Raw genomic sequence first — 12092 nt, 5'->3', positions numbered from 1 at the left:
GGCTTTGCCACCGCCGAAACTCCAAAATAGCGAGTGCGGAGAGCGGGAATAAGCTCTAAAATTTAAATCATTTTAATCGCACTTTAAATTAATTTCACACCACAAAATAAGAATGAGGAATTGTCTTCCTTTTTTTTATCTTTGCAAATTACAAGGTTCTTAAATGAAAAACATACGAAATTTTTGCATAATCGCTCATATCGACCACGGTAAAAGTACTTTGGCGGATAGACTATTGGAATATACCAATACTGTTACCCAAAGAGAATTACAGTCTCAGACGCTGGATGATATGGATTTGGAGAAAGAACGCGGGATCACCATCAAGTCTCACGCGATCCAGATGGATTATGAATATAAAGGAGAAAAATATATTTTAAATCTGATTGATACACCGGGACATGTAGATTTTTCTTACGAAGTTTCCCGTTCTATCGCTGCCTGTGAAGGTGCGCTTCTTATTGTAGATGCTGCGCAAAGTATTCAGGCACAAACAATTAGTAATCTATATCTGGCATTGGAAAATGACTTGGAAATTATTCCGATTCTAAATAAAATAGATCTTCCATCAGCAAATCCGGAAGAGGTTACCGATGAAATCATGGGTCTTTTAGGTTGCAAATATGAAGATGTTCTGAGGGTTTCAGGGAAAACAGGAGAAGGTGTTCACGATTTGCTTGAGCAGATTGTTAGCAGAATTCCTGCTCCGGTTGGAGATCCGGAAGCACCGCTTCAGGCATTGATCTTTGACTCCGTTTATAATCCATTTAGAGGAATTGAGGCTTATTTCAAAGTCGTAAACGGAAGTATTTCTAAAAACGAAAAGATCAAATTTTTTGCAACAGGAAAAGAATACGGTGCTGATGAAGTTGGAACTTTAAAGCTAAAACAGGTTTCGAAAAAAACAATTGAATGTGGTGACGTAGGTTATATTATTTCCGGTATCAAAGATGCAAGAGAAGTAAAAGTGGGTGATACCATTACCTCTTTTGTAAATCCTGCAGCGGCTGCAATTGATGGTTTTGAAGAAGTAAAACCGATGGTTTTTGCCGGAATTTATCCGATCGAATCTGAAGATTTTGAGGAATTAAGATTCTCATTAGAAAAATTAAGATTAAATGATGCTTCTTTGGTTTTCGAACCAGAAAGTTCTGCAGCTCTTGGTTTTGGTTTCCGTTGCGGATTCTTAGGAATGCTTCACATGGAAATTGTTCAGGAACGTCTTGAAAGAGAGTTCGATATGAATGTTATTACCACAGTTCCCAACGTTTCGTACCACGGATATTCTAAAAAAGATCCTGAAACCGCAATTTTAATCAACAACCCATCTGAAATGATTGATCCCAATCTTTTAGACAGAGTGGAAGAGCCTTATATAAAAGCTTCTATCATTACTAAATCTGATTTCGTAGGTGCAGTTATGACGCTGTGTATCGAGAAAAGAGGAGAGATTGTAAACCAAAGTTATTTGACTGCAGACAGAGTTGAATTAACGTTCAATATGCCTTTGGCAGAAGTTGTTTTCGACTTCTACGACCGTTTAAAATCTATTTCTAAAGGATATGCATCATTCGATTATTCACCAATCGGAATGCGTTCTTCTAAGTTAGTAAAAATGGATATCCTGATCAATGGAGATATGGTAGATGCTTTATCATCATTGATTCACGATTCTAATGCTTATTACATCGGTAAGAAAATGTGTGAAAAACTTCGTGAACTGATTCCTAGACAGCAGTTTGATATTGCAGTTCAGGCAGCGTTGGGAGCAAAGGTTATTGCAAGAGAGACGATTAAAGCGTTAAGAAAAGATGTTACCGCAAAATGTTACGGAGGTGATATTTCCAGAAAGAGAAAGCTTCTAGAAAAACAGAAAGAAGGTAAGAAGAAAATGAAGCAGATTGGTAGAGTAGAAGTACCACAGTCAGCATTCATGGCAGTTTTGAAACTAAACGATTAATATAAAAAAGCCCGATAAAATATTTATCGGGCTTTTTATTTTTTAAGCTTCTGGCAATGTTCTGTTATTGTTTGCGGGTATATTTTATTTCCATTGTTTTATATTCTTTTCCTGTCTTAGAATCGGGTCCGTACATTTCCATAACATGATGATTATCGTCTACAAATGTGAGAATCTCTCTTACATTACAGTCTTTTCCGGGTCTTGCAGGGTCTGTTATTTTTCCTTTAAACTCAATTGATTTTTTTGAGGAATTCCATTCACCTTCCATATTCATGATTCCGGTTCCCATATTATCGATCCAGGTACTTACAAACTTCTTTTTTGCATTGTCATAACCCACGATGCTCATTCCTTCGAAAGGCATTCCCATGAAATTTCCTTTGTGTTCACCTACCTGATAACGTCCGTTAAAAACTATTTTATTGTTGGCTTCTGAAGTACTTGTCATTGGTTTTCCGCCGTTTTCCATCCACATTGTGTTTTCTCCGGTCCATGTTCCGTCAGATTTTGCAAGCATTTTGTGCATTTCTCCCGGAGTTGCGTAATCCATCCAAGCTTTGTTTGCTGTAGCGGAATCTACGGGCTTCCATTCTTTACTCGTTAAAGAATCTGCTTCTTTTCCTGTTTTCACATCCATTTTTACTTTGTCACAAGCAATAAAAAGAAAAGCTGCTGAGACAGCAAATAATAAATTTTTCATAATTGTTTAGTTTTAAGTTGTTTATAAATTTAATAAAAATTATAAAACAAAGTTTTTTTATTTTTCTGTTGATATTGATCGTTCTAAATTGTACTTTTGTGTATTCACAACGCAAATTAATACAATGGAGTCTCCAAAAAAATTACAGGATATAAAAGTTGCTGTAGATGCAGTTATTTTCGGATATTTTGATAAAAAAGATCTGCAGATTCTTTTGATAAAAAGAAATATTGATCCTTTCAAAGGAGGTTGGGCGCTTCCCGGAGGTTTGGTTTTAGACGATGAAAATCTGGATGATGCAGTAAAAAGAGAATTGCACGAAGAAGCGGGCATAAAGCCAGATTTTCTCGAACAACTCTATACATTTGGTAATATTGGTCGCGATCCGCGAAATAGAGTGGTTTCTATAGCTTATTTGGGGCTTGTAAATCCTTCTTATCATGAACTTTTCGCAGATTCTGATGCAGAAGACGCGCAATGGTTCGGTATTAACAGTCTTCCGAAATTGGCTTTTGATCATCAAACAATCATTGATATTGCCTTAAAAAGACTTCGCACAAAAATTCAGTATCAACCGATCGGTTTCAACCTTCTTAACGAAGAATTTCCTTTTTCAGATCTTGAAAACCTTTATAAAACCATTATCGGACAGGAAATCGACCGCAGAAATTTCCGAAAAAAAATCATGAGTTACGGACTTTTGAACGAAACAAATAATGTAAAAAAAGAAGGCAGCGGAAGACCGGGAAAACTTTTTACTTTTAATCAGGAAAAATACAAAGAGCTTGAGGAAGAAGGTTTTTATTTTGAAATTAAGTAGTCTTTGAGCACAAACATCATAAATATTTTGCATTAATTTTCACTAACGCTTTTGTTAAAATTTACTTATTCTTAAAAAACAACAACAAATATCAACATCATAGGAACGGACTTTAGTCCGTTTTTTTATTTACATTGAGCAGTTGTCTTTAGCCAAAACTTACAGCAATGATTTAAATTGGTGTTATTTTTGAAAATATTTGTGTCATTCGTGTTTAAATAAAATAAATTTTTATTACTGATAATCAATCAATTAAATTTATTAGCGTAAAATTAACGCAAATAAATTTGGTTAATAAATCCATATTCTTTTAAATTTGTGTAAAAATAACACAATATGAACTATACATTACAAAATACGCTAGAAAGCTTTCAGAGAAAAGAGAAGTTGAATTTTCTGTTCTTTTGGGGACACACGGTGAAAGATGAAATTACAAAAGCATGTTTCAGTCAATGGTTTCCTTTGAATTTGAAGAAAAGTAAAATCTAATAACCATGAAAACCATAACACTTTACAGACCCGTCGGAGAAAAGGAAATGATTCTTATTATAGAAAGCGATTTCAGGAAATTTCCTCCAAGATTAGAATGGCAGCCAATTTTCTATCCTGTTTTAGATGAAAATTATGCCTCCGAAATTGCCGAAAAATGGAACACAAGAGATGAATCGGGAAATTATCTTGGTTTTGTAACAAAATTTGAGGTTCTGGAAGAAATTGTCAATCAATATCCGGCGCAGAATGTTGGAGCAAAAAATCATAATGAACTGTGGATTCCTTCTGAAGATTTAGAAAAATTTAATCAGGCAATTGTAGAAAAAATTGATGTGATAAAAGTATTTATTGGAGATGATTTTAAAAATCCGACAAATACAGATATAGAAAATTTATTATTAAAAATAAAAAAACTAACGATGACAAATAAAGGAATGGCAAAAGAGACATTGGAAATCCTAGCCAAGAAATATTATATAAACGAAGACAACGAAAAAATAAATATAGAAAACGAACTGGAAATCTGTAAAAAAGAAACCGTTTTGTTTTCATCTGAACAGCTTTCGGAAATGACAACAAACGAACTTCCAAAAACAGCTTTTGAAACAAAATTTGAAACTTGGAATTGCAGTTCTTTAAAAGCGATTTTACGATTGGGTGAAGAAGAAAATCAGGAGAAATTGATGTGTCTTAATTTCGCATCGGCAAAAAATCCGGGAGGAGGTTTTATCAATGGTGCAGAGGCTCAGGAAGAAAGTCTTGCAAGAACTTCTGCATTGTATGAAATTCAACTTCAGGCTTGGGATTATTACACTGTTCATTGCGCCATGGAATCTTGTTTTTACACTGATATGATGATTTACAGCCCGAAAGTTCCGGTTTTCAGAAAAGACAAAGGAGAATTATTGTCAAAACCTGTTTTGTGCAATTTTATAACATCTCCTGCGGTAAATGCGGGTATTGTAAAAAAACAGGAACCGGAAAGAGCTCACGAAATCTACGGAGCGATGGATGTGAGAATGGATAAAATGTTCGCATTAGCTTTAAACCAGGGAAATGAAACATTGATTTTAGGAGCTTGGGGATGCGGAGTTTTTAAAAATGATCCGAAAGAAATTGCAGAATTGTTCAACAAACATCTTCATGGGAAGTATAAAAATAAATTTAAAAGAGTGGTTTTTGCGGTTCTGACTAAGAAAGAAGAAATGATAAAGCCGTTTGAAAAAATAGGATGAAACTTAAACTTAAAAAATATAAAGAACAACTACAGGATTGGCCACAAAAAGGCTATCATATCATGGCTCAATATGATGATGAAAAAATAATTGTTTATCAGTCTTATCGAAAAGAAATTGGTGAATTTGCTATTCAAAATCAATATTTAGGAGGTCATTTCAGTTTAGAAAGAATGACTTGGATCAAACCTAATTTTCTCTGGATGATGTACCGAAACGGATGGGGAACAAAAGAAGGTCAGGAATATGTTTTGGCAATTCATTTAAAAAAAAATAGATGCTTTTAAAAATTACTTAAAAAATGCAGTTTATTCTTCTTACAACGAAAGGTTAGAATTATCAAGAGAAGAATGGCAAAATCAGGTAAAGGAATCATCCGTGAGATTGCAATGGGATCCGGATCATGATCCTTTTGGGAATAAACTGGAGAGAAGAGCAATACAAATTGGGTTGAGAAATCAATTCATCAAATCTTTTGCTCAGGAAGATATTATTTTAATTGAAAATATTTCAGATTTTGTGAAAGAACAGCATCAGTTTGTTTTAAATGATGACTTGGATAATTTAACGATTCCTGAAGAAAAACCTTTATTGTTAGATGATTTTGATTTAAACAGGAAGCTGAGATTAAATGAAAACTAATTACAATGAAAATTGAATTAATAAAAGGCGACATCACCAAAATACAAGCCGACGCAATCGTCAATGCTGCTAATTCCTCTTTATTGGGTGGCGGCGGTGTTGATGGAGCAATTCATCGAGCGGGTGGAAAGCAAATTTTAGATGAGTGCATTGAAATTAGAAATAAACAGGGAAAATGTAAAACAGGAGAAGCGGTCATAACAACAGCCGGAAATCTGCCTGCAAAATATGTCATTCACACAGTTGGTCCGGTTTGGAATAATGATGAGGTAAAAAGCTCAGAATTATTGGCAAATTGCTATAAAAACTCTTTGAAATTAGCTGAAAGCCTTGATGTTAAAACCATTGCTTTTCCAAATATAAGTACAGGGATTTACAGATTTCCAAAAAAATTAGCTGGAGAAATTGCTGTTCGTGAAGTCCAGAATTTCCAATCTGAAATCATTGAAAAAGTTGTTTTTGTTTGCTTTGACAATGAAAATGAAATGATTTATAAACGACTTTTAAATCTTTAAAAACAATGAAAAAAATACTACTTTTAGCAATACTTATCCCATTTTCCAATGCTTTTTCTCAGGAAAAAGATTCAATCAGGGATATTCAGGAGGTGGTGATACAAAGTGAGGCGGGAAGATTGCAGACGGTGAATTTTCATAATATCAATCCTGCTAAAAGTATTCAGAATGTCGGAAAAGAGCCTTCATTTTTATTGTCAGAATCTGTTCCGTCGGTCACTGCATATTCAGATACGGGTGGAAATAATGGGTATTCTTACTACAGAATTCGTGGGATCGATCAGACGAGAATCAATGTTTCGATGGATGGAGCGCCGATGAATGAACCGGAAGATCAGGGTTCTTATTTTTCAAATTATCCGGATATTTTTAATTCTTTTGATAAAATTCAGATCCAGAAAGGAGTGGGTTTATCAAAGAACGGAACGGCGAGTTACGGTGGAAGTATTCAGTTGTTTTCTCCTGATTTAAAAGAAAAAAATCTTGAATTTGGAGCAAATTATGGTTCATATAATTCGATGAGGTTGTATGGGAAATACACTTCCGGAATTAAAAATGATATGGGAATTCATGTAAGATTATCCGAGATTTATTCTGACGGTTACAAGTATAATTCCTCTAATCATGGACAGTCTGCGTTTATAAGCGGCGGAATTTTCAAGGATAAAAGTATCTGGAAATTTAATGCATTGATGGGAAATCAACGAAATCAACTGGCTTGGTTAGGCGTTACTCAGGAACAGATAGATAAAGATCCGCGAACAAATGGAAATCGAGATGAAAAAGACCGATTTTTTCAGACGTTTCTGCAGGCTTTTAATCAGACAAAATTGAGCGAATCTTCTTCTCTTCAAAGCAGTATTCATTATACGCATTTGAATGGAAATTATGATTTTAACTTAAATAATTTCATCGGACTACCGGAAAATGGAGAAATTTACAATTATGCTTTTAATTCGAATTTCTTGGGATTTTATACTAATTTTCAGAATAAATTTAAAAACGGGAAAATTGTAGCAGGAATTAATGGAAATGTATACAGTAGAAATCACACAGGAAGTGAGCTTTCTTTAGGAGAACTATACAGAAACACAGGCTATAAAAATGATGTAAGTGTTTTTGCTCAGGGAGAATTCAAGGCTGGAAAGTGGGTTTTTTCCGGAGATGTGCAATATAGATTTGCAGATTTCAGGTATAAAGGAGATCTTTCGATGAATGAATTGGAATGGAATTTCTTTAATCCGAAAATTGGAATTAATTATCTGATTAATAATGAGTCAAATGCATATTTCAGTTTGGGAAGAGTAGGAAGAGAACCTACCAGAAATGATATTTTCATGGGAAACGATAACTTAATGCTGGATGAAAATAATCAATTGGTTCTTGGTACAATAACGCCCGAATATGTGACTGATTATGAGTTAGGTTACCGTTTTAATAAAGAAAAAATAAAACTTGAATTTAATGTCTTTTACATGGATTTTAAAGATGAAATTGTACTCAACGGAAACTTCGGACCCAACGGATTGGCGTTGACTAATAAAGTGGATAAAAGTTACAGATTAGGAGCAGAAATTTCCTTTAATTATCAAATTAATGAGCATTGGAATTTGAAAAATAACTCGTCTTTTGTGTATTCAAAAATTAAAGAAGAAAATGTTTCGTTTAGTCCGGTATTGACCCCGAAATTTATTGTAAATCAGGAGGTAAACTATAAATTAAAGAATCTTACGATTAACGTGACTTCCAGATTTCAGGACAGTTCGTACATGGATTTTTCAAACATGGCAAAACTTCCGTCTTATGTAATTTTGAATTCCGGAGTTTTGTATGATTGGAATCAATGGCAAGTCGGATTTTTTGTGAATAATATCACAAACAAACGATATTATAATTACGGTTACACGGAAACAGATGGCACGGGAAAATATTTTGTTCAGATGCCGAGGAATTTTATGGCTTCTTTAAAATTTAAAGTCTTTTAAAATGAAGGGTTTTGTATTTGGAAAATTTTATCCGTTTCATATCGGTCATCAAAAGATGATCGAATTCGCCCTTGAAAAAGGAAGTGTAACGGTTTTGGTATGTGCAGAAGAAAAGGAAAAAATAGACGGAAATATCAGAAAAGAATGGATTAAAGAGACTTTTAAAGACAATAAAAACTTAAAGGTAAAGGTTTTTAAATACAATGAAAATGATTTCCCGAATACTTCTGTTTCAGACTGGGAGGTTTCCAAAATCTGGAGTGAAGTTTTTAAAGAATATTTTAAAGAAGAGGAGTTTCTCGTGACTTCCGAAGAATATGGAGAAATGCTTTCTATGATTATGGATATTGACCATTTTATGTTTGATGAAAACAGGGAAAGTATTCAGATTTCAGCTTCAGAAATTCGCGAAAATTTGTTTGAAAACTGGAAGTATCTTCCGTTATCAGTTCAAAAATATTTTGCCTTAAAAGTTGTTTTTCTTGGCACGGAATCCACCGGGAAAACTGTTATGACGAATAATTTATCTGAATATTTTAAATCCAATAAGGTTTCAGAAGCGGGGCGGGATCTTATTTCAGATTCAAAAGAATTTGATTTTAATGATCTGGAAAAAGTATACACAGAACACGCCAATCGAATTGAAAATGTGAATTATCAAGAAAGTTTTTTAACGTTGATTGACACCGATATTCACATTACAAAATCGTATGCTGAATTTATTTTTGGTAAAAAATTATCCGTTCCGGAAGAAATTATAGAGAAAAATAAAGCCGATCTCTACCTTTATTCAACAAAAGATGCAGAATACATTCAGGACGGAACAAGGCTTGAAATTGATGAAAGAAATAAATTAGATGAAAGCCACCGAAATATTTTAAAAGAAGAAAACATTGATTTTCTGGAAGTTTCCGGAAGCTGGGATGACAGGGAGAAAATGGCGGTTGAAAACATCAAAAATTTAATTTTGAAAAGACGAATGATGTTCAAAAATTAATCTGATTGTCCATAATCCATCAGAATTGAAAAGACTTTGTGTTCTTTGCGTTTAAAAAAAGGCATTATTGTTAAAAGCGGACATTCGAGAAAATTAATAATTAAACTAAAAAACAAATGAAAAAATTAACCATATTAAGCGGTGCAGGAATCAGCGCCGAAAGCGGAATAAAAACATTCAGAGACGGAGATGGTCTTTGGGAAAATCATAGTATAACAGATGTGGCAAGTCCGGAAGGATGGAGAAAAGACAGAGCGTTGGTATTGGAATTTTACAACCAGAGACGTCGCCAGATTCATGAAGTGCATCCAAACGATGCCCATAAATTAATTGCGGATCTGGAAAAATATTTCGATGTTCAGATCATCACGCAAAATATCGACGATCTGCATGAAAGAGCGGGATCTACAAACATTCTTCATATCCACGGAGAGTTGTTAAAATCTTGTTCGTGCAACAATAAAAATCTTATTTACGATCAAAAAGAGGATATTAAGATCGGTGACAAAGCGGAAGACGGAGCTCAGTTAAGACCTTTTATCGTTTGGTTCGGCGAAGATGTTCCTTTGATGAAAGAGGCGACAAAAAAAGCGAAAGAAGCAGATATTTTTCTGGTAATCGGAACTTCTTTGCAGGTTTATCCGGCTGCAGGATTGCTTCATGATATTAAGGATGATTGTCTTTTAATTGTAATTAATCCCAACGAAACGGGCTTTGGATACGGACAAAGAGCGGTCGTAATGAAAGAAACCGCAACAAGAGGAATGCAGTTATTGTTTGATAAATTGGTAAATCTTGCCTAATGGAAAATGCAGTAAAAGCAGGAATTTTTGGAGTTTGTATTGGTGATGCGTTGGGCGTTCCGGTGGAATTCAGAAGCAGGGAACAATTGAAACGTTCACCTGTTACAAAAATGAGAGCTTTAGGAACACATCATCAGTCTGCGGGAACATGGAGTGATGATGGTTCTTTAACGTTATGTCTTGCAGATAGTCTTTGTAATGGATATAATTTGGAAGACATAGCTTTGAAATTTTTACAATGGTACAATGCGGAAATATGGACTCCACATGGAAGAGTTTTCGATATCGGAATCGCAACTTCACAAGCCATTCATAGAATCAGTAAAGGAGTTTCCCCAACTTTATGTGGCGGAACAAGTGAGTTTGATAACGGGAATGGTTCTTTAATGAGAATATTACCGTTATTATTTTATATCAAAGATTTCCCGGTTGAGAAACGTTTTGATACTACAAAAGATGTTTCGTGCATTACACACGGACACATTCGCTCTGTTTTGGCTTGTTTTATTTATTTGGAGTTGGCTTTAGAAATTTTGAAAGGACAAGATAAATGGGAAGCATACAAAACAATGCAGAAAACAGTTCGAAACTTTTTGGATAATAATCCTGTTTGCTCTCAAAATGAAATGGATAAATTCCATCGGATTTTAGAATTAAAAGTTGGTGAATATGACTTGGCTCCATTACATACTTTGCAGGAAGAAGAGATTAGCTCAGGCGGGTACGTTCTTCACAGCTTAGAAGCCTCATTATGGTGTTTCCTAAACTCCGAAAGTTATTCTGAAGCAGTATTGAAGGCGGTTAATTTAGGAGAAGATACTGACACAACAGGAGCCATTACAGGAGGAATTGCAGGAATTTATTATGGCTTTAAAAATATTCCTGAAGAATGGATTGCTGAGTTGGTGAGAAAAGAGGATATTGAAAACTTATGTATTAAATTAGAAAATAAATTAAAAAACTAAACACAAACCATGAACGAACAACAAAAGAAAAAAATAAGCAAATTCCTGAGCTACGTTCTCAGGCATCACCCCGAACTCATTAATCTGAATTTGGATGAAAACGGATGGGCAGATGTTGATGAGCTGATTACAAAATCTACCAACGATTCCCAAGGTTTTACCTTTGAAGAGCTGGATGAAATTGTGCAGACCAATGCTAAAAAACGATTTGCGTTTAATGAAGATAAAACAAAAATCAGAGCCAGTCAGGGACATTCTATTGATATTAATCTGGATTTAGTTCCACAACAGCCACCCGCATTTTTGTATCACGGAACGGCGCAGAACAATGTCGAATCAATTTTAGAAAAAGGAATTGAAAAAAGAAGCCGGCAACACGTTCATTTAAGCATCGATAAAGAAACCGCAACCAACGTTGGAATGCGCCACGGAAAGCCGGTAATTCTAACTATAAGCACGGGAAAAATGTTTGAGGACGGAATAGAATTTTATCTTTCGGAAAATGAAGTTTGGCTCACGGATTTTGTAGATGCAAAATATATTTCGGAATAGCAAAGATTTAAAAATAAAATTTTTTAAAAGAGTTTTATTTTTTATATTAAATATTTCATACATTAGTGTATTAAATCATGGTATCCGAAAAACGTAAAGAGTAGGAAGATAAAACAAAATCATTATGAAAAAATTAAACAAAATTTCAAGAGAGAATTTAAAATCAATTAAAGGAGGAATTACTCAAGAATGTGCAGTTTGGTGGGCTTCAGGCAGACCATATTATAGTAATGAGGCAACTTGCCTTCAGGCTCCTCCCACGGATCCTGACTTTCCAACGGTTTGCACTAACCAATGTGGACGCTGGTATGTTGCCTTCTAATTAAAAAATAAAGTACAAATGCCCCTATAAAGTATTAACCTTTTAGGGGTTTTTTATGGAAATAAAATCTGTAGTTTAGAAAAATCAAAAAGATTCTTCAC

The 12092-nt window shown here is 34.4% G+C and carries 14 protein-coding genes; 13 read left to right on the top strand and 1 reads right to left on the bottom strand.

From position 1 onward, the window contains the following. Positions 1–163 precede the first annotated feature (163 nt). The gene (gene lepA, locus ABD745_RS17670) at positions 164–1960 is read left to right on the top strand and encodes a translation elongation factor 4 (protein ID WP_344833173.1); all 1797 of its coding nucleotides are present in this window, start codon (positions 164–166) and stop codon (positions 1958–1960) included. A gap of 64 nt (positions 1961–2024) precedes the next feature. Here lepA and ABD745_RS17665 read toward each other — a convergent pair whose 3' ends face one another. Continuing rightward, on the bottom strand, positions 2025–2663 hold the full coding sequence (locus ABD745_RS17665; protein ID WP_344833171.1) for a DUF1579 domain-containing protein: 639 nt from the start codon (positions 2661–2663) through the stop codon (positions 2025–2027). Between the two features lie 124 nt (positions 2664–2787). Here ABD745_RS17665 and ABD745_RS17660 point away from each other — a divergent pair, with 124 nt between their 5' ends. From ABD745_RS17660 to ABD745_RS17605, 12 genes are all read left to right on the top strand, one after another. Then, positions 2788–3483, top strand: a complete 696-nt coding sequence (locus tag ABD745_RS17660) for an NUDIX hydrolase (RefSeq protein ID WP_344833168.1) — start codon at positions 2788–2790, stop codon at positions 3481–3483. Positions 3484–3819: 336 nt separating this feature from the next. Continuing rightward, complete coding sequence (locus tag ABD745_RS17655; RefSeq protein ID WP_344833166.1) at positions 3820–3972, top strand: hypothetical protein; 153 nt, start codon at positions 3820–3822, stop codon at positions 3970–3972. Between the two features lie 5 nt (positions 3973–3977). Then, complete coding sequence (locus ABD745_RS17650) at positions 3978–5210, top strand: TIGR02452 family protein (RefSeq protein ID WP_344833164.1); 1233 nt, start codon at positions 3978–3980, stop codon at positions 5208–5210. After that, positions 5207–5497, top strand: a complete 291-nt coding sequence (locus ABD745_RS17645) for a DUF4291 family protein (protein WP_344833161.1) — start codon at positions 5207–5209, stop codon at positions 5495–5497. The genes ABD745_RS17650 and ABD745_RS17645 overlap by 4 nt, the downstream gene beginning before the upstream one ends. Beyond that, the gene (locus ABD745_RS17640; RefSeq protein ID WP_344834049.1) at positions 5484–5852 is read left to right on the top strand and encodes a DUF4291 family protein; all 369 of its coding nucleotides are present in this window, start codon (positions 5484–5486) and stop codon (positions 5850–5852) included. The genes ABD745_RS17645 and ABD745_RS17640 overlap by 14 nt, the downstream gene beginning before the upstream one ends. A 5-nt stretch (positions 5853–5857) precedes the next feature. After that, on the top strand, positions 5858–6367 hold the full coding sequence (locus ABD745_RS17635) for an O-acetyl-ADP-ribose deacetylase (RefSeq protein ID WP_344833157.1): 510 nt from the start codon (positions 5858–5860) through the stop codon (positions 6365–6367). Positions 6368–6372: 5 nt separating this feature from the next. Further along, a complete protein-coding gene (locus tag ABD745_RS17630) occupies positions 6373–8352 on the top strand; it encodes a TonB-dependent receptor (RefSeq protein ID WP_344833154.1) in 1980 nt (659 codons plus the stop codon). Position 8353: 1 nt separating this feature from the next. After that, positions 8354–9349 (top strand): AAA family ATPase, encoded by a 996-nt coding sequence (locus ABD745_RS17625; protein ID WP_344833151.1) that lies wholly within the window; start codon positions 8354–8356, stop codon positions 9347–9349. A 116-nt stretch (positions 9350–9465) separates the two neighbouring features. Continuing rightward, a complete protein-coding gene (locus ABD745_RS17620) occupies positions 9466–10152 on the top strand; it encodes a Sir2 family NAD-dependent protein deacetylase (RefSeq protein WP_344833150.1) in 687 nt (228 codons plus the stop codon). Continuing rightward, the gene (locus ABD745_RS17615; RefSeq protein WP_344833148.1) at positions 10152–11117 is read left to right on the top strand and encodes an ADP-ribosylglycohydrolase family protein; all 966 of its coding nucleotides are present in this window, start codon (positions 10152–10154) and stop codon (positions 11115–11117) included. Before ABD745_RS17620 ends, ABD745_RS17615 begins: the two co-directional genes overlap by 1 nt. Before the next feature lie 9 nt (positions 11118–11126). After that, positions 11127–11669 carry an RNA 2'-phosphotransferase gene (locus tag ABD745_RS17610; RefSeq protein WP_344833146.1) on the top strand — a complete coding sequence of 181 codons (543 nt, stop codon included), beginning with the start codon at positions 11127–11129 and terminating at the stop codon, positions 11667–11669. Positions 11670–11793: 124 nt separating this feature from the next. Beyond that, positions 11794–11991 carry a hypothetical protein gene (locus tag ABD745_RS17605; protein ID WP_344833144.1) on the top strand — a complete coding sequence of 66 codons (198 nt, stop codon included), beginning with the start codon at positions 11794–11796 and terminating at the stop codon, positions 11989–11991. The last annotated feature ends 101 nt before the right edge of the window (positions 11992–12092 follow it).

The sequence above is a fragment of the Chryseobacterium ginsenosidimutans genome, assembly GCF_039536845.1.
GTDB classification, from domain to species: Bacteria; Bacteroidota; Bacteroidia; order Flavobacteriales; family Weeksellaceae; genus Chryseobacterium; species Chryseobacterium ginsenosidimutans_B.
Note: the sequence above shows the minus strand (reverse complement) of the source record. Positions and strands in the feature narration are given on the sequence as shown.